Genomic DNA, 18,702 nt, shown 5'->3' with positions numbered 1-18,702 from the left:
GCCATCCCCGGCTTTCCAACAAAACAAACATTAAGGCTAAGCTTTACACGGCAAACAGCCTTAATTATCCCCCAGACCCGGCCTTACATAATATAGCGCCTATATAGGGGTGGCATTTACTCTGGCAAAAAAACAGGTAAATCTCACTTCCGGCATAGTGCACCTATTTTTAAGGCTTTTCATGGTGGATTACTATTATTTTACACGAAATTCACATAAAAAACAGTCCTATTTCACATTTTTCACGAAATAGGACTGACCAGACTGCATTTACTTTGATAAAGTTGCATTAACCCTGAAATTCAACCAAACAACACCATTCCCATCCGTCTCCCTCGCCCGGAATCCCTTCCAGCAGATAAGTTTCCCGCCCGGATGCACCCAGCCTGAGGAAAGTGTGCCTTATGGCGGTACCGGACAGCGGGCAGCAAAATCGTGACAGGGCGCTTCGGGATGCGTTATCGGGGAATTACTGTCACTTCATCAAAATGGAAGCCAACATATGAATTTTCCCCAGGACTTCCAGTCCTGGGGAAAAGACGACTCAGCGAGAATGCATCCGGCATTCTCGCGCTTGTCGTCGGTATTCATCATGTTGGCTTCCATTTTGATTAGTGACAGTTATTCCCCGATACCGTATCCCGAAGCGCCCTGCCACGATTTTGCTGCCCGCTGTCCGGTACCGCCATAAGGCACACTTTCCTCAGGCGGACCTTCCCCCGCCGCAGTCCTATCTCCTAAATTCCCTCCCAGAGATACTTACCACGTTCACCAACCTGATAGAAATCCCCGTAGTTAATATGGAATACATCTTTTTCTATCCCGCTGATGTCCACTTTATTCTTAATCAGGTACTGCCAGATTCCCGCATTGGAGATATCCCCCTGAAGGAGAATCCCCTCCACTCTGCCATCCCGCAGAATGGCTCTGTTATAATGTCTGCTGTCTTCCTTGACCTGAACCTCGTCGCCCTCTTCTGCCCGGATTTTTCCAACGCAGAGTGTGACAAGTCCAAAGAAATTGATAGTGTTTTTAGCCGCGTATGTATCCGTATATTCCGTCTCAATACCACACATATTTTTACCGGCTATACGTCCCTGGTCTGCCGCATTGGGCCAGATCCCGGAGAGTCCGGTCATATCGCCTGCAGCGTAGACATCCGCAGCATTCGTCTGCATATAGCTGTCTACCTTGATTCCCCGCTCACAGGCAATGCCGCTGCCATCAAGATATGCGGTACAAGGGCGTACCCCCGCCGCGGCAATGATCATATCACAGGGAATTTCCTCTCCATTATCCAGAAGTACCTTATGGATTTTTCCATCGGCTTCGCATACTGCCTGATCTGCCTTTCTTCCAAGAAGAAAACGCACACCGGCTTCTTCGAATAATTTCTGGTAAGCTACTGCACCGTGCTCATCCAGCTGAACCGGCAGTATCTGAGGCGCCATTTCTACAATAGTCACTTTCTTGCCGCGCTCCAGAAGTCCGTATGCTGCATCCAGCCCCACAAGGCCGGAACCGATGATCAGAATCTCCTGTGCATGCTCTGCTTCTTTTACAATTGCCTGCGCATCCGGCAGATCCCTGAGCCCAAATACGTTAGATGCTTTTCTGAGTTCTCCCACCGGAGGAATACAGCTGTTCGCCCCTGTCGCAAGCAGCAGTTTGTCATAACAGATGGTTTCACCGTTATCCAGCATGGCCTTCTTTTGCTCCGGGCAGACCTTGGATAGTCTGACACCACTCAGCCACTGAATATTATATTTTCCGAAAAAATCTTCCTCCGTAAAATCAAGGCCCTTTTCGTCTCTTTCTCCTGCAATATATTTATGCAGCATACAGCGGGAATGAATCTGTGTGTCCGCGGATACCATAACGATCTTGGCAGATTCCTCCTGCGCTCTTATGACCTTCGCTGCTTCTATTCCTGCAACTCCGGCTCCGATAATTACATACTTCATCCGCTACACCTCCTCCACAAATATTGCCTTCGTCGGACAGGCAGCTACACAGGATGGCTCTCCGCCTGCATTTACACAAAAATCACACTTGATGACTTTGCTGTTCGTAACGCTGTCCGGCTTCAGAACTCCGAAAGGACAGTTCATCACGCACATAAAGCAGGAGCCGCAGCGTTCCTCGTCATAGAACACATGGCCGCTTTCCGGATCTCTTTTAAGCGCGCCGCTCATACAGGACTTCACGCATTCCGGATCGTCACAGTGACGGCAGAACAGCGGCTTATATCTCCCTTTAGAATCCTTCAGTATAAAATTCCGGGACTCGTTTTTCGGATCAGTCATGTCCAGATCATATACAGTTCCCTCGTCTTCTCTGTGGGCCTGCATACAGGCAACGGAGCAGCTCTTACAGCCATCACATTTATCATACTCAATCATGATTCGTCTCATAAATTATCGATCCTCTCTTAAATATTCAGTCCCTGGCGTTTCTCCATCACGATCTGCTCCAGAATATCTGCAGATTCTTTCGCATCTCCGTTAATAATGACCTGTCCTCCGGTCAGATTCTTCATATCTTCTGTCAGTACCTGAACGGCTACCGGGCTTCCGGTTACAAACGGCGGCAGTCCCAGGTGGAGAGGCAGCCCCAGAGCCAGGCCGTAACAACCGTCAGCCAGAGCCTGCTCTTCCAGCCACTGTGCCGCAGAAAGTACCAGCGGAAGCTGAGGAAGGTCAACTCCCAGTTCCTCTGCAAGTTCGGTTGCCACGATTTCCAGACGCCCAATTGCCAGACATGGGCCAAAGTTCAGAACCGGCGGGATTCCCAGTGATTCACAGACTGCACGCAGCTTCGGTCCAGCGTATTTGGAGGCTTCCGGGGTCATCAGTCCGCAGTTCTCGATTCCGCCTGAAGAACATCCTGCAGTCAGTACGATGATATCTCTGGAAATCAGTTCTTTCACCAGATCAACGGTGAGTACGTCATGGCCTCCTGCAGTCAGGTTAGAACATCCGACTACACCTGCAACTCCCTTGATATCGCCTGATACGATCAGATCAATCAGAGGCTTCCAGTTTCCGCCAAGGAATTTCTTCAGGGATACCTCACTGACTCCGGTCAGTGTGTTCTCATTACCGTGGTCTTCCATCAGATTCATAGGAACACTTCCCCTGCGTGCACTGTAAGACTCAATTACTTCGTCAATCATCTCTTCGGTTACAGCCGGGCGGTTTTCAAAATCGAATTCCTTTAATTCCGCATTGGCTTTTTTGGCTACATTATCAATACAGATCTGCTTAATCTGCAGTTCATCACAGATCGGCTCGATTCCGGGCAAAGTACAGTTAAACTCTGAGATAACGGCATCAATCCCGCCAGTTGCAAGGATCGCTTCGCTTGTATAATTATTGCCCGCGTGTCCGTCAAAAATCTCTGTATAGTGTGCGCCTCTCAGCTGCAGATCCTGCCCCACACAGGTACAGCCTACCAGTTTAAACCCTTTCGCCCCGGCTTTTCTGGCTTTTTCAATGACATCCTCATCCGTCAGCCTATTTTGCAGGAAGGTAAACATAGAATGCTGATGTCCGGTGATCATGATATTAATATAATCCGGATCAATGACTCTGAGCCCAACAGGCGCGAAACGTATCTCCGGTTCCCCAAGTACAACATCGTTAAGCAGGTTCGTCAGCACAAGCCCGTAGATACCTGTGGAAATTCCCAGTTTAAGGCAGTCCAGCAGCATATTAACGGGATCAGAATTCAGGTTGGTTGAACATTTTACAACACCGTGGAATACTTCTGATTTGGCCCCGCCCGGAAGAATCCCCAATTCTTTCCATTTGTCATAGCGTGGTTTATATGACAGTTTCTCTGTCAGCTGCATCTTCTCATATTCCGGCAGGTATAAATCTTTCAGAACCGCATCCGCAACGGCTTCTGCTTTTTTATGTACGTCCGCTTCTTCAATTCCCAAAATGGAAGCCAGGCGGTCCAATGTCTCAAGCCCTTTGATCTCCCCCTTGGTCTTTGCCACATTCTTCACGTTCAGGGCGGTATTTTCAACCACATGGATATAACAGCCTGATCCGGAAGCTACAGCTCTTAGAAGATTCCTGGTCACGATCGTATCTGCGTTCGCTCCACAGATCCCTCTCGGTGCTTTTGGCGTAATACGGCAGGGGCCGTTTGCACACAGACGGCAGCATACCCCCTGCAGCCCGAATCCACACTTCGTACTCTGTCCCTCCACTCTGTGATGGGATGTCTCCATAGGCAGTTTTGCAATATAATCCTCCAGCGGCTTGTCTGCGCTTTTGCAGGTATTGCATCCATAACATTGATTCATAATCTTTCCTCCTTAATACTTGACTTTTTTAGTCTAGTTTCGTTTTATAAAAAAATCCCTTTCCTGCTGAAAGGAATATTTTTTTAAATCTAACAGTGCTTCTCAGAGTCCTAAAATATCAGAACAAATCGAATAGCCTGCGCGATTTGAGTTCTTCAATCAATACTTTCTGTATCTTCATCAGTTCTGCATGTACTTTACAGGCATCCCCTGCGTTCCTGCTGCAGGTCTGTCTCATGCACGGCATAATCAAAGGTTCCGCATCCACCGCCGTCACCACATCGTAGAGTGTCAGCGATTTTAGATCCGTACCTAACCGGCAACCTCCGGCCGCTCCCCGCTCCACTGCTACGAATCCGGCCTTCTGCAGCTTGCGGATAATCTTGTAAGCAAATGCTTCCGGTACTTCCTCCGCCTGGCAGATATCCTTAACCGTATGCTTCTCCTTGTCCTTCAGCGAACGCAGAATACGGATGGCATAATCATTTTCCCTTGTCAAAAGCATCGCAGCACCTCTCTTTCTATAAATGATACTAACATACTAGACTAAATTAGTCAAGTTTATTTTTGCAGCCAGACCGGATCCATTGGCGTATAACCAAGGGGCGGGTTATTGGCTGTTTTACGCTATAGCTCTGATGATATGCAGTAAATACACAACATGTTCTGAACAGTAACACCAGATCGCACTTTCCATAACATTGTAACATTTACTACACTTGAGTTTTACCTGCAAATATGCTATATTGAATTCACAAAGAGAGCTGCCGCCCACATGGCGGAGCCTCATGTTTTTGTAGTACGTCCTCGCCAGGACGCGCCTACCCCGTATTGGCGACAGGGTAGGCATTTTTTATTTCCGCTTATTATGCCTGTCTATGTAGGTAAGTAATGCAATCAGAAATCCTCCGCCCAAAAACATAAGCGACAACACTTGGTAAGTGTCCATCCGCATCACCTCCCCTCTTCATCGAAGTTGGGAGGCTCCCATCCTGTACACGGTGCTCTTAAATGTATTATAACAGTCCGCTAACCCCTGTTCAATCAGTTCACAACTGTCATGCGCCCCCGTCCTTACGTCCCACCTGATGAACCCAGCCTGCCTGTGATGTCGAATGGGATGCTGGCGGGGAGGAATGCTGGTGTTTTATGATGCCTCTAGTGTGCCGTGTGTTTCCGTTGGGATAAAATAGAAAAATCTGATGGACAAACTTTGCTGTCCGCAGCAAAGTTTGAGACGACTAAGGCCCCAAATTATCAAATTTGGGGCCGCATGTCGTAGGTTCCATCAGATTTTTCTATTTTATCCCTACGGAAACCAGGCTAAACGTCCGGTATCATAAAACACCGGCATTCCTCCCCGCCAGCATCCCATTCGACATCACAGGCAGGCGGACTCATCCGCTCACGCTTACTCGCTGATTTTCACAGCTGGTACTGAAAGTTTAGCTCCAGTACCTGCATCAGCCCCAAAGTTAAAACTCGGCGCTTTGTCAAAAGCCATTTTATAACCATATGCCTCAGGATTGTATCTTTCTATCGCTGCATAAGCGCTCTCGATCGCTTTGCAGAAGTCTTCCTCATCCTCATATGGTTCCGTCTGAAAATACAGCATGACACACGGCTCCAGCTCTGCGGTTCTGTATTCATTCGGAAGCGGTTTGTCAAACTCTAATGGAACTTCTATTCCTGCCGCCATTTTTGAAAAGCCTTCTTCTACCAGGAATTCAGGCAGTTCCATGAGGGCGGCTGTATCGAATTTCTCTCCAATGCTGTTCAACAGGCCTTCCCATTCACAGCCAATCTCTTCACAGTATGAAAAATAATCCTCTGCACTTCGGGAGGGCAGATAAATCAGTTTCCTGGCAGGCCTTTCCTTTGCGGTTATCATACACAGACTCAAATCTTTGCTCATATTTGTTTCCTCCTTATATTTCAGCAATGCATAGTAGTGATTGATCGGATATTGGACAAACATAGGGATCGGAATCAATTTTTCCCTGTATTCCGAAGGTGTCACATGAAAACGTCTGCAAAAAGAGCGCGTAAAACCTTCATGGGAAGTGAAATGGCTGTTCAGCGCAACCTGAAGCACGCTGTTTTTTGTGCCTGCCAGTTCATTAGCACTCTCAGTCAGGCATACTGCATTCACATAATCCTGGAGTGTCTTTCCCATCTGCTGCTTGAAAATCCGGTCTGCATGGCGCCTGGAATATCCGACCGCCCTGCATATTTTTTCTGTACTGAAGTCCTCTTCCTGAAAATGCGCCTTTATATACGCCTGCATTCTCAGCACTGCCTCAATCTCATTCATACTATGCTTTTTCCTTTACTTTAACATCATACTGTGTCTATAAGGAATCTGTCTTGACAAATCCGGACATGTTTATTCTCTCCGGACATCTCATCCCCCATGCCCTGCGGGTGTTCCTGCCATTTATCGACTATGATACATCAGACCTAAAATACCCTAAAGTCTATTTTAAGACTTTAGGGTATCTCTTGTTTCAGAATGAATAATTTATTCTGAAACTTTCCCATAACATATTAATCTTACCAGCTTCGGAAGAATAAGTTGTTGCCGACATTCACCCCCGGCCTGTCCGTAGATCCTGCATAAAGAAAGTAGTAGCAGTCCGCCACTGCAGCCAGTCTTTTCCCGCTCAGAGCTTCCTTGGCTACCTGACAAGACAACGGCCTTGGCCCTCTGGTCAGAGCTGCGTCCAAACTGCCCTTCGTCACCGGTTCAAACTGGTTGGATGCATAAACCACCTCAGTAATACTATTCGGAAAACGCGGGTCGTTCACCCGATTCAGGATAACAGTTGCAACCGCCAGCAATGAATTGTAATCCTGATAAGCTTCACACTCCAGGATTGCAGCCAGCAGCTTCTCCTCACTCTCAGAAACCTGCATTGCCTCTGCCTGCACAGTTGATCCATCCGTACCGCTGGGGTAACCTAATGCTGCTGTCTCCTGCGCACGTACCTGCTCAAGCAGCGCATTGTATGCTTCCAGATCTGTGGAGGTAGACTCCGCTTTTTTCTGAAGCTCGTCCTTCTGTGATGAAAGCCTGCCTTGCAGATCGCTCAGCGCTTTCTGCTGATTCTGCAGCGTCTCCTGCTTTGTGGCAATATCTTCCTTTGCTTCTCTTAATTCATCCAGCATGTCCCTGTCATAGTCGCTGATGTTCTGAATAAATTCTGCTTTGTTCAGGAAATCGGCCATGCTTTCTGCAGTGAAAAGCAGCTCCAGAAGAGAGGAATTGCCTGTCTCATATAAATACTTAATGCGTGCTTTCATTTCCTCGTACTGCTGTTCTTCATTCGCCGTTGCAACTGCCAGCGCTTCTTCCGTACGCAGGACTTCGCCAGACATGATATCCGACTGCATCTCAATGGACTGAATCTCATCGCTGATCGACAGCATCTCCTGGTTGATCCCTTCCAGCTCTGTCTGTTGTTCGGCAATTTTCTGAGATAAAGATGCAGAATCTTCTGCCCGGACAGGGATCAGGGGACATACCACTGCAAGAGTGCAGACAATCGCAAGTCCCTTATGTAACCTTCGTCTTAAGTACAATTTCATAATCATAATTCCTTCCTGGAAAATAATCTGTTCAGACATTATACTATAAAACGACACATTAAGCAATTTATGTTTTGTCCTAAAATTTCCCAGTGCACTCCTAACGCAGAGTTTACGCGGGTTGTAACCAATAAATTTTTTCAAATACTTTTGGAAGAAACAAAAAAGTTACTGCAAAGGGGTCAGACCCCTTTGCAGTTACCAAAATCCCGTCCAGCCTGCACAAAGGCCTTCAGATTCTCCGGTGGGGTAGTCGCGGTTACCTCACATCCGCTTCCCAGAATAAAGTTCCCGCCCTTTTTCCCTTCCTGTACGACTTTTGCAGTCTGGTCATAAACCTCCTGCGCCGTTCCATTTGCCAGTAAAGACGGATCTATGTTGCCCCTCAGTACTTTCCCTGTCTGCTTCTTCAGTTCCGTCACATCGCACAGATGGTCAAAATCAATGATATCGCTGCCATTCCTCGCAATGCGGTCTGCAATCCCGTGTATATCCCCGCAAATGTGAGTAATCGCCTTCACTCCATTATCGTGAATTGCAGAAACAAGCCTTGTCTCATAAGGCAGTGCAAATTCTTCATAATTCTGTGCAGATATTACAGTATTGGATGCCATGGCGTGTCCGAAGGAAATAGCATCTACCCCCGTCTCCGCCAGGTATTTGACATAGTTCACCGTGTAAGCCAGACATCGTTCCAGCAGTTCATGCAGCGTCTCGGGGTCTGTCAGCATCCCCACCAGCAGTTCTTCCATAGGGATCAGCTGACTGGCTACATTCAACGGAGCATTACACCATGCTGTCACGTAAATTCTGTCCCCAATCTCTTTTTTTACAATCTCTGATGCACGCAGGATGGTTTTTGTAGGCTCTGTCTCCCACGGGTTGGTGACCTTCACCCGCTCGTACTCATCCAGTTCCTCCAAATAATATTCGGTCAGTTTCGAGGTTTCTTCCTCCGGCCTGATGTATTTGCTGCCTATCGCCATGCCTTCATTTGCAATATCTGTAGTGATTCCTACCGCATCCCATTGATACTTCTCAGCCGCTGCAATAATCGCTTTAGCCATATTTCCCGGATCTGTCATATAATCCCGCATGGTCATCCCCTCAACCGCACGGCACGTTGCATGGCTGATCTTCGGAAAAATCGGAATATAGTCCGGCTGTTTTCCTTCGAGTACCTTTTCCATTCTTTCTCTTGACAACATTTTGATACCTCCTAAAACTGAAGTCCTAAACTGGCCAGAATCACCATGATGACAGTTACACACATCGGGATAATAACGGATACCACACAAATATCCTTATAAGACTGCTTATGCGTCATCCCGCATAATGCTAGAGTCGTAAGTACCGCTCCATTAAATGGAAGTGTATCCAGCCCGCCTGATGCAAGTGAAGCAATTCTGTGCAATACTTCCGGTGATATTCCGGCAGATGCAGCCATCTGCATATAAGTATCTGCGAATCCACTGATTGCAGCCCCAAGCCCTCCTGAAGCCGATCCGGTAATACCGCAGAGTATATTAACCGAAAGCGCCTCCGATATCAACGGATTCTGAGAACTTCCGACCAGAAGCTGCTGCAGCCCGGTGTAAAGCGGCAGAGAAGTGATTACCGTTCCAAATCCGACAATGGCACAGGCATTGACGATTGGTCCGAAAGTCGTTGACACGCCATCTTTTAGTACCGTATTAATCCCTATATTTTTTAATTTCTTTATATTCATCAGCAAAATAACAACGATAGAGATTACAATTGCAATAATAACACTCCAGTTACCGGCAACTGATGCAAGGGTGGTCCCGTAATCTTCCAGGTATCCGCCGCTCACTCCCGGAAAATATACCTTTGATAAAAACAGGTTCAACCCAAACATAAGGACTATGGGGAGTATCGCCAAATAAATCGGCGGGACATCTGCACCGTCGGCCATATCAACCGCCGCCGTTTCATCCTGGTGTTCCCCGTATCCTTCTCCCTGTGCCTTCGCCTTTTTCGCTCTTCCCGACAGCCAGAGATAGCCCAGCCCGAACAACAGGATACTGGCGATTATCCCCAGCCCCGGCGCCGCAAAAGAATCGGTCCCGAATACGGACATGGGAATGGTATTCTGTACCTGCGGGGTGCCCGGCAGTGCTGTCATCGTAAATGTAAACGCCCCCAGCGCTATGGCCCCCGGAATCAGCCGTTTCGGGATATCTGCCTCCCGGAACAGAGAAATCGCAATCGGATAAACTACAAATGCCACCACAAACAATGATACTCCACCATAAGTCAGAATCGCGCCTGCCAGAACCACCGACATAATTGCCTTGCCTTTTCCCAGCCGCAGCGCAACAAATCTTGCAATCGACTTCGTATAACCTACACTATCCATCATTTTCGCAAATAAAGCGCCAGTGACAAACAGCGGGAAGAAATTTTTCGCAAAATTTCCGAACCCCTTCATATACACTTCTGTATAGGTTGCCATCACCTTAGCATCCAGCCCGCCTGCAAACAATACCAGTATAATTGCGCCTACAGGGGCCACGATTACGATAGGTGCGCCTTTATAAGAGAAATAAATCAGGAATATCAGTACTGCTATCAATCCTACAACTGCTGAAATTGTCATAAACCTACCTCTTTTCTATCCATTTTTGTACTTCCTGTATGCAAAGGTCAATGCAGGCCTTATCATTTATATTTCCCTCCACCTCTAACACACGGACTCCTTTATCCAGTTCCGACTTCAGCGCCTCCGCAAATGTCTGGTCTGCTTCAGGGTCGCAGAGTGCCTGTCCTTTTCTTCCAGCCTCACAGAAACCGTCATCTGGAAGAACTACCGTGACCGGCCCTTTGGCACGGTTCAGCCGTTTCGCCACTTCTGCCCCCAGCATCCGCATTTCTTCCGGAAATGCTTTTGTATGGCATATATTTGCATTATGAAATACATGCTTCCGTTCTTCAAACCTGTCAGGACGAGCAGTCTCGCCCTCTTCAAAATAATAGTCAAGAACATCAACCGCTCCGGGGACGCAGAGGATCGGAATGCCTGCCTGGCCCGCTGCTTCAAGCCTCCCTGGCGCCCCTTCACAAAAACCTCCCAGCATCTCACAGGTCACCTCATGGAGATTCGCATCCAGAGAAATGTCAAATACGCCCTGTCTTATCATCTCCTCATAACATCTCCCGCCAGTGCCGTTAGCATGAAAACAGACAACTTCTTTCTCCATACCCTTCACAATTCCATCGGCAAATCTGGTGGTAACACCAAGCATTGTCATGCCTATTTTTGTTTTATTCGTATCCACTCTGCGATACGGATGTATTACCATTCCCGCCATCGCCTGCACACATTGGTAAATCACCTCTCTGCTGATGGAATTCAGTCCCGAGAAATCCACCATAGAATGCTTCAGAATAATATCTTTTGCTCCCACAAACTGTTCTATCGTTCTTTTTCCCGAGATCAGCGGAGAGACAATCATCTTTGGCAATCCAAAAGGCAGCTGTTTCATTGCCTCTGCCGCCATCCTGGCATTCTGCCCTCCGCCAATGCAGAGAATCCCCTGAAACCGTCCGTCCGCGTATGCTTTTTGAACGGCTGACTCTGCCGCTTTCTCCATCACGCTGATGCAGTCTGCTTTTTCCATCTTCAGGATCTGGTTCTCCCAAATCCCTGCGGCCTCCAGTATCTCCTTTGCGCTCAAATCAGCATGGATATTGTCCAGTCTGCGCGTACTCAAATCAATTAAAAATGTGAACAGGCCCTTCTTTTCTATCAGTTGTTTTGCATACAGAATTTCCTCTTCTTTTGTATCCAGAGAAGATATCAATGCGATTGTCTTCATATTTTGTCCCTGCCTATACACCCAGTATTCTTCCCGACTCTACCAGATCAATCATCTCCGGTGCATGCGTCGGAAGAATGAACTCCGGTGATTTTGCCCTGCGCTTTAATTCAACAATGCTGTTCCATGAATCAACGATATCCAGAAACCGCCCCGGAGGTGTAATGTCATAATGGGCCTCAGGAACTTCTTTTATATTATCATAAGTAAAAATCAAATCACCGCAGCAATGATATTCCCCGTCCTTTGTATTTACCACGACTGTCTGATGACCTACGGAATGTCCTGCGCTGGGATACACGCTGATCCCGTCCAGCACCTCACATTCCCCATCCAGGAGGGTGATTTCCATATCTTTAAACTGAGGCTCTATCCCCAATACAGGATATTCATATGACTTATAGTAAAGAGGGATCGGGTTCTTCGCAAACTCATATTCTTTTTGCTGTGCATACATTTTAGCGTTTGTAAACCTGCCCATATAATAGACATGATCCCAGTGTAAATGTGTAAAAATAACGGTATCGATTTCTTCGCACCCGATCCCCAGTTTTTCCAGCTGCTCATAGACTGCATGGCCTTTTGGCTGCACAGAACCCGGATGATGGTATTTTCCGGCTGTTTCTGTATCAGACATTCCCGTATCAATCAGGATCTTGTGCCCGTTTCCCTGCACAAGAAAAATGGTAACCGGTAAATCCAGGAATCCCTCTGTATCATAGTACTTATGTATGCTGTGATGGTAAAGGTAAGTTGCCTTGTTTGTATGTGTATATCCTGTAATAATAGGGGTAATCGTATAGTTCTGCATATGTATCCTCCTGATTTTAAATTCAACTATTTCTGATTGTTATTTAGGCGTTTCATTTTCTCATCTTCCCAGAATATCATGGCGGTCTCTTCGATGAGTTCTGCTGTCTGCCCTGCTTTCTCCGCGGTCTTCCCGACTGCCACGATACCATGGCCCCTGAGTATGAACGCTGTAAGGGAAGGATTTTTTTCAAAAGCATCAAAGACCTTATAAAGCTCCTGCTCTTCTACCGCCTGCGTCTTCACATCTATCACAGGTATGGGCGCCTTCAGCTTCAATGCAGAATGCATCGTGACAAGCTCAACCTGATCAAAATGAAGGGATGCCAGAATTGCATATGGAGAATGGACATGGACAATCCCTCCAATTTCGGTAAATTTTTTATACAGATTTCCATGAAGAACCGATTCTCTCGTTGGCTGGTAATTTCCCTGTACAAGCGTCCCACTAAAATCTGTTACTGTTAAGTTTTCTTCCGAACATGCTCCATAAGAAAAACCGCTTGGCTTTACTATCATCAAATGATCATCAAGCCTGACACTCAGGTTCCCGCCGGTTCCGGTCTGTATGCCGCTGTCATATGTCCGGCCGGCTGCACGCAGGAAATCATTTTTCTTTTCTATAAAATTAAGATACATAGATTTTCCTTTCTTGTATTTTGGTATTTTTTAATACCAATTTATTATGTTTTTAACAGGCCCTGTTTCTATTAAAATATTATAACTTTTATAGATTTTAGTCAATATTACTTTCGTTTGTTTTTTATTTTCATGTATATTGCACTATTTTCAACATTCATTTTTATCTAATAGGTTTATTTATCGCTCTTTATTGGTATATATAAGTACCAATGTTTTTTATACCATTGCTTTACGCTCTGATTTTTGGTATAATTCTATCACATGATATCATACGGAGGCATAGAGATGAAAAAGAAATCATTGGGAGAAGTTATTTCAGAAGATATAAAAAAAGAGATTCTATCCGGCAAATATAAGGCCGGGGACAAGCTTCCCACAGAGCGTGAGCTTGCAGAATATTATAAAGTCAGCCGTGTCCCGGTCCGGGAAGCAATTTCCATACTAACCAGGGAGGACATTGTCTCCGTCAAAAGAAGTTCCGGTATATTTGTAACCAATATCCCGCCCTCCTTTATTGCTTCCGAACAAGACACGCCTTATTTAAAGAATGAAGTTATTTTACAGGAATCCGTACAGCTCCGGCGTTTAATCGAATCCGAGGGCAGCAGGCAGGCGGCAATTCACGCGAACGCAGAAGATATCATCCAGATACAGGAAAGCCTGTTTCGTTCTATTGATGAGATCCGCAAGCTGAAAGCCGGACAGGATAATCATTTTTTCCAGGCGGATACCGAGTTCCACCTTGCGGTTTCGAACGCATCGCATTCCGCTTTTTTTACCAGCTGCCTCTCTTCTATGCCACAGATTATATCAAACCATCAGTACTGGAGCTTGAAAAATACAACCCCCATGGATGAGGTCGTTTCCTATCATACAGCCATATTCGAGGCAATACTGACGCAGAACCCCGAACGGGCTTATGAGGCAATGTACCAGCATCTGAGCAGAGTCAAGAAACTCCTGACAGGGAATATGCCTGACAGGACAGGCAGTTAATTATATGGGCAGATATGTGTTATACAAACAAAAAGTAACCAGCCGGTAAAGGTGTGGTTACTTTTTAATCTTACGTTATCTTTCTCTCTTTAATATTGCAGTAATTAGAAAATGATCGAACAGCAGGAAAGACAGATGGCTGGTAAATAAGTAAAATTTCGTAATACCCGCAGTCATTCTGCTGCTTTTGTGTTTATCTTATTCGGTGATGAATTCCTTTCTCGTCTTATACGCCGCGATGAGAAATGTAGAGGCACACATCGTGCCTGTTTTTACCGTATATGCATTAACGATGCTTATCTCCCGGCAATTTATCGGCAGAATGGCAGATAAGTATGGGACGGTACCGGTTGCAATACCATCGATGGTTTGCTTTGCCGTATCTTCCACCGCACTCGGTGTCAGTGTATGTTTCCGCGGATATATAAAACGGATAGAAACATACGATCAGGGACTTTAAAAACTGGCAGCTATCCACTTTCCTCTTACGATTCATGGCAGTATGGACATTTACTAACAACCAGGAGCTTAAGCCCTATACGCTTTCCACATTTGACGCAGCACCATCCTTCAGAAAATAACATGCTTATTAACAGGAGTGTGATCCAGAAAATACAATTAGCAAATATTATAATAGAGTATCGTCCCCGCCCAAAGATTCCAAAACGCTCCAGAATAAAAGTACATACAGCTCCTGTAACGAACAATCTGTTTAATGTACAGCGGGTTATAAATTTTAATTTTTTAGAAGATTCAACAAAATCTTTATAAAAACCCGCTAATAACATTTGGGTAATAATAATTGCTATATCAATTTTCGTCCAGCTATGCATCACTCCCTGCCTTTCTGTAAATGCTTTTACTGAGCATACAGACACTGCCATTCACATTAAATCTGCGTTAGAGCAAGCTTAGCATACTGGCAAAAATACTGCCAGCATATTTCAGTTAAAAATATGTAAAAATAAGGCACTGTATATTTATATTTTAATATACAGTGCCGATAAACAAGAGCTATTTATTGGGGCACAACCTCTTGTGTCAGGTTGTCAGCGTTAAATTTTCTATTAGTGATAATTAGAACTTGCTATCATACAGGCCATCACAACAGCCATAATGTCGCTGACATAGTTTATCATATCCGCCAGCTGTTTGTTTTGAGGATTCTTCTTCATTTCTTTACTCTTAGCCTTCAATTCATCAATTGATCTGCTTTTATTTAATTAATTTCAATGTTTTATATAACCCGTTTAGCACAATATCCTGATAATAGTTACGATGCCACATAAAACACAGTCTACCAATGGAGTGTTAGAATATCCCCCAAAAGAGAGTAATCCTCCGGATAAAGCTGGGGTATAAATACAAAAAGAAAATACCGGAATTCCTGTCTTACATGGAATTCCGGTATCTTACTCAACCAATCGGAGTGACGTGATTCGAACACGCGACCTCTACGTCCCGAACGTAGCGCTCTACCAAGCTGAGCCACACTCCGATATGTATAAACTTGTGCTTCTCTTAAAGAGAAAATTAAGAATCTGCTTTCGCAGATTCTCAACTACGGATGAAGGACTCGAACCTTCACAAACAGAGTCAGAGTCTGTTGTGCTGCCATTACACCAATCCGCATCATCATGTCTTGTCCTTGTCAGACGCAACATGGTTATTATATCAGACTCGCGGAAAAAATCAAGCCCTTTTTTTAATTTCCATCAAAAAATGTTTTAAAGCATATTTTTCTGAATATTCTGAATATGGAGCTCATAGGGGTCAGACCCCTTTGCAGAAGGGTCTGACCCCTATGAGCATGCCCCCCATAAATATACTACATTACTTTGATTCTTTCTATAGCCTCCAGTGTTTTTTCATAGCTGCCAAATGCAGTAAGTCGGAAATACCCTTCCCCGCTTGGGCCAAATCCTGATCCTGGTGTTCCGACTACATTCGCGTTCTCGAGCAGATGATCGAAGAAGTCCCAGGAGGTCATTCCCTTCGGGGTCTGCAGCCAGATATATGGTGCGTTCACGCCTCCGGACACGGTATAACCGGCATCCTTCAGGCCTTCATATATAACTTTAGCATTATTCATATAGTATGCCACCTGTTTTTTCAGCTGTTCTTTGCCTGCTTCAGTATATACAGCTTCCCCGGCACGCTGTACGATGTACGGGGCTCCGTTGTATTTTGTGCCGTGGCGTCTTGCCCACAGGGAATGCAGAGTTACTTCACCGCATTTTATGTCTTTCGGTATGATTGCCGCCCCAAGACGCACTCCGGTGAATCCGGCATTTTTTGAAAAGCTTCTCAGCTCAATGGCACAGGTTCTTGCCCCTTCACATTCATAGATGGTATGCGGTACGTCCTTTTCGGAAATATAGGCCTCATAGGCCGCATCATATATAATGACCGCGCCCACTTTGTTTGCATAATCCACCCATTCCTGGAGCTGTGCCCGGGTAATAGTTGAGCCGGTGGGATTGTTCGGGAAACACAGATAGATGATGTCAGGTGTCTCTTTCGGAAGTTCCGGCGCAAAGTTTGTTTCGGCGGTGCACGGCATGTAGATCACATCGCTCCATGTCTCTGTCTTCACGTCATAGGTCCCGGTCCGTCCGGCCATGACATTAGTGTCCACGTAGACCGGATATACCGGGTCGCATACAGCGATCTTGTTGTCTGTGCTGAAAATCTCCTGGATATTTCCGGAATCGCATTTGGCTCCGTCTGAGATGAATACTTCATCCGCAGAAATATCACAGCCGCGGGCCTGATAGTCATTATCAGCCATAGCGCTGCGTAAAAATTCGTAACCCAGATCAGGGGCATATCCGTGAAATGTCTCTGCTTCGCTCATCTCGTCCACTGCACTGTGCAGGGATTCGATGATGGCCGGTGCCAGCGGCTGCGTAACATCCCCGATACCCAGGCGTATAATCGCTTTGTCCGGATGTTCGGCGGTATAGGCATTCACCTTTTTCGCTATTGTAGAAAACAGATAGCTTCCCGGTAATTTCAAATAGTTGTCGTTTATTTTGAACATTCTAATTCTCCTTTGATGATTGGTTCCATTCCCCGTCGAATACGACCTCAGCGGGGCCTGTCATATATACGGTATCTTTTTCTCTGTCCCATTTGATCAGCAGATCACCGCCCAGCAGCCTGACCGTCACCTCGTCTTCTGTAAGGCCATTTAAGATACTGGAGACGGCCACTGCACATGCACCTGTGCCGCAGGCCAGTGTTTCCCCTGAACCCCTCTCCCACACACGCATGCTGACTGTCTGCCTGTCAAGGACCGCTGCAAACTCTGTGTTGATTCGTTTTGGAAAACGCTCATGATACTCGAATTTGGGCCCTGTCTTTTCTATGTCCAGATGCTCAATGTCATCCATATAGACGACTGTATGCGGATTACCCATAGACACGCCTGTCATCTTATATTCTTTCCCATCTACTATAATAGGCTCATTGATCACCATTTCTTCATCTGAAACGATTGGGATCAGCGCGGACTTGAGTTCCGGCTTACCCATATCTACCTTCACCTGTACCACTTTGCCGTTTTCCACGGAAAGTTCCAGGTATTTGATGCCACCCAGCGTCTCTACCGCAATCTCAGTCTTGTCTGTCAGGCCGTAATCGTAAACATATTTTCCCACGCAGCGCATTCCGTTTCCGCACATTTCCCCCCGGGAGCCGTCCGCATTGTACATTTCCATCTCAAAATCAGCCACTTTGGACGGGTTGATCAGAATCAAACCGTCAGATCCTATCCCGAAATGTCTGTCACTGACCTTCACCGCCACTTCAGACGGATTCTCTATCCTCTCCGTAAAACCATTAACATAAACATAATCGTTACCCAGTCCCTGCATCTTTGTAAACTTCATGATTGTCTCTCCTTTTCGCAGCTTTTATTCTGACATAATCGTCAGCACCATCTGTGCAGTCTCCAGCATACTGGTTCCGCTGTCCATACTGCTCTTTTGCAGATAGCGGTGCGCCTCTTCTTCTGTCATATTATTGCGTTCCATCAGCAGCGCCTTGGCCTGCCCGATGAGCGCCCGCTGCCCGTGATCCCTGTTTTTGGCAGCCTCTTTTCTTTTCCTGCGCCTTCTCTGCATGGTCTGCATCATCATTTCCAATGTATTCAGCAGATCATAAACCTTAATTGGCATCGGAAGTCCTACCACGCCCCTCACCAGTTCATGACACCACTTATCAGGTGAAGCGATCAGAAGCATCTCATAGGTTTCTGGCAGGCATTCCCTCAATTCCGAATATAACATATCCTGCATTTTATATCCACAGATAATGATTCCCTCATCAAAATTATCCGCATATTGAAGCGCCTGGGCACCGGTGGTACAGATGCCGGAAATGTCAATGCCGCCCCGTACTAACAGGTTGCGAATATTTACCGCAGTTTCTTTTTTGGGAAATACAACCACAATACTGCCCACACCCGCTTACACCTCCTGCTCTTTCCATTACAAGCTCTATCGTTTT

The 18,702-nt window shown here is 46.1% G+C and carries 17 protein-coding genes and 2 tRNA genes; 2 read left to right on the top strand and 17 right to left on the bottom strand.

Annotation, left to right across the window (positions count from 1 at the left end):
- Window positions 1-737: 737 nt before the first annotated feature.
- The 12 genes from HMPREF0240_RS03660 to HMPREF0240_RS03610 form a co-directional block, all read right to left on the bottom strand.
- Window positions 738-1,964 (bottom strand): FAD-dependent oxidoreductase, encoded by a 1,227-nt coding sequence (locus tag HMPREF0240_RS03660; RefSeq protein ID WP_009002099.1) that lies wholly within the window; start codon window positions 1,962-1,964, stop codon window positions 738-740.
- Window positions 1,965-1,967: 3 nt separating this feature from the next.
- On the bottom strand, window positions 1,968-2,414 hold the full coding sequence (locus tag HMPREF0240_RS03655) for a 4Fe-4S dicluster domain-containing protein (protein ID WP_009002098.1): 447 nt from the start codon (window positions 2,412-2,414) through the stop codon (window positions 1,968-1,970).
- A gap of 17 nt (window positions 2,415-2,431) precedes the next feature.
- A complete protein-coding gene (gene cooS / locus HMPREF0240_RS03650; protein ID WP_009002097.1) occupies window positions 2,432-4,315 on the bottom strand; it encodes an anaerobic carbon-monoxide dehydrogenase catalytic subunit in 1,884 nt (627 codons plus the stop codon).
- A gap of 118 nt (window positions 4,316-4,433) precedes the next feature.
- Window positions 4,434-4,820, bottom strand: a complete 387-nt coding sequence (locus HMPREF0240_RS03645) for an Rrf2 family transcriptional regulator (RefSeq protein WP_009002096.1) — start codon at window positions 4,818-4,820, stop codon at window positions 4,434-4,436.
- A gap of 348 nt (window positions 4,821-5,168) precedes the next feature.
- A complete protein-coding gene (locus HMPREF0240_RS24895) occupies window positions 5,169-5,264 on the bottom strand; it encodes a putative holin-like toxin (RefSeq protein WP_242833288.1) in 96 nt (31 codons plus the stop codon).
- A 462-nt stretch (window positions 5,265-5,726) separates the two neighbouring features.
- Window positions 5,727-6,629 (bottom strand): AraC family transcriptional regulator, encoded by a 903-nt coding sequence (locus HMPREF0240_RS03640; protein ID WP_009002095.1) that lies wholly within the window; start codon window positions 6,627-6,629, stop codon window positions 5,727-5,729.
- A gap of 239 nt (window positions 6,630-6,868) precedes the next feature.
- Window positions 6,869-7,909, bottom strand: coding sequence for a cell wall hydrolase (locus HMPREF0240_RS03635; protein WP_347462546.1), 1,041 nt, complete (start codon window positions 7,907-7,909; stop codon window positions 6,869-6,871).
- Window positions 7,910-8,085: 176 nt separating this feature from the next.
- Window positions 8,086-9,111: a uroporphyrinogen decarboxylase family protein gene (locus HMPREF0240_RS03630; RefSeq protein ID WP_035312332.1), complete on the bottom strand. Its 1,026-nt coding sequence runs from the start codon at window positions 9,109-9,111 to the stop codon at window positions 8,086-8,088.
- Window positions 9,112-9,122: 11 nt separating this feature from the next.
- A complete protein-coding gene (locus tag HMPREF0240_RS03625; protein ID WP_035312552.1) occupies window positions 9,123-10,517 on the bottom strand; it encodes a GntP family permease in 1,395 nt (464 codons plus the stop codon).
- Window positions 10,518-10,527: 10 nt separating this feature from the next.
- Window positions 10,528-11,742, bottom strand: coding sequence for a Tm-1-like ATP-binding domain-containing protein (locus tag HMPREF0240_RS03620; RefSeq protein ID WP_009002091.1), 1,215 nt, complete (start codon window positions 11,740-11,742; stop codon window positions 10,528-10,530).
- A gap of 13 nt (window positions 11,743-11,755) precedes the next feature.
- Window positions 11,756-12,553, bottom strand: a complete 798-nt coding sequence (locus HMPREF0240_RS03615) for an N-acyl homoserine lactonase family protein (RefSeq protein ID WP_009002090.1) — start codon at window positions 12,551-12,553, stop codon at window positions 11,756-11,758.
- Window positions 12,554-12,579: 26 nt separating this feature from the next.
- Window positions 12,580-13,191: a class II aldolase/adducin family protein gene (locus tag HMPREF0240_RS03610; RefSeq protein ID WP_009002089.1), complete on the bottom strand. Its 612-nt coding sequence runs from the start codon at window positions 13,189-13,191 to the stop codon at window positions 12,580-12,582.
- Between the two features lie 288 nt (window positions 13,192-13,479).
- Here HMPREF0240_RS03610 and HMPREF0240_RS03605 point away from each other — a divergent pair, with 288 nt between their 5' ends.
- Together HMPREF0240_RS03605 and HMPREF0240_RS03600 are read left to right on the top strand one after the other, a co-directional pair.
- Window positions 13,480-14,190, top strand: coding sequence for a FadR/GntR family transcriptional regulator (locus HMPREF0240_RS03605; RefSeq protein WP_009002088.1), 711 nt, complete (start codon window positions 13,480-13,482; stop codon window positions 14,188-14,190).
- A gap of 262 nt (window positions 14,191-14,452) precedes the next feature.
- Window positions 14,453-14,650 carry a hypothetical protein gene (locus HMPREF0240_RS03600; RefSeq protein ID WP_035312331.1) on the top strand — a complete coding sequence of 66 codons (198 nt, stop codon included), beginning with the start codon at window positions 14,453-14,455 and terminating at the stop codon, window positions 14,648-14,650.
- A 964-nt stretch (window positions 14,651-15,614) separates the two neighbouring features.
- Here HMPREF0240_RS03600 and HMPREF0240_RS03595 read toward each other — a convergent pair.
- The 5 genes from HMPREF0240_RS03595 to HMPREF0240_RS03575 form a co-directional block, all read right to left on the bottom strand.
- Window positions 15,615-15,688, bottom strand: a tRNA-Pro gene (locus tag HMPREF0240_RS03595).
- A gap of 63 nt (window positions 15,689-15,751) precedes the next feature.
- Window positions 15,752-15,822 (bottom strand) — tRNA-Gln (locus HMPREF0240_RS03590).
- A 196-nt stretch (window positions 15,823-16,018) separates the two neighbouring features.
- The gene (locus HMPREF0240_RS03585) at window positions 16,019-17,233 is read right to left on the bottom strand and encodes an LL-diaminopimelate aminotransferase (protein WP_009002085.1); all 1,215 of its coding nucleotides are present in this window, start codon (window positions 17,231-17,233) and stop codon (window positions 16,019-16,021) included.
- Between the two features lies 1 nt (window position 17,234).
- Complete coding sequence (gene dapF / locus HMPREF0240_RS03580) at window positions 17,235-18,083, bottom strand: diaminopimelate epimerase (RefSeq protein ID WP_009002084.1); 849 nt, start codon at window positions 18,081-18,083, stop codon at window positions 17,235-17,237.
- A gap of 24 nt (window positions 18,084-18,107) precedes the next feature.
- Complete coding sequence (locus HMPREF0240_RS03575) at window positions 18,108-18,656, bottom strand: ANTAR domain-containing protein (RefSeq protein WP_009002083.1); 549 nt, start codon at window positions 18,654-18,656, stop codon at window positions 18,108-18,110.
- Between the last annotated feature and the right edge of the window lie 46 nt (window positions 18,657-18,702).

This window comes from Clostridium sp. D5 (assembly GCF_000190355.1).
GTDB lineage: Bacteria > Bacillota > Clostridia > Lachnospirales > Lachnospiraceae > Faecalicatena > Faecalicatena fissicatena_A.
Note: the sequence above shows the minus strand (reverse complement) of the source record. Positions and strands in the feature narration are given on the sequence as shown.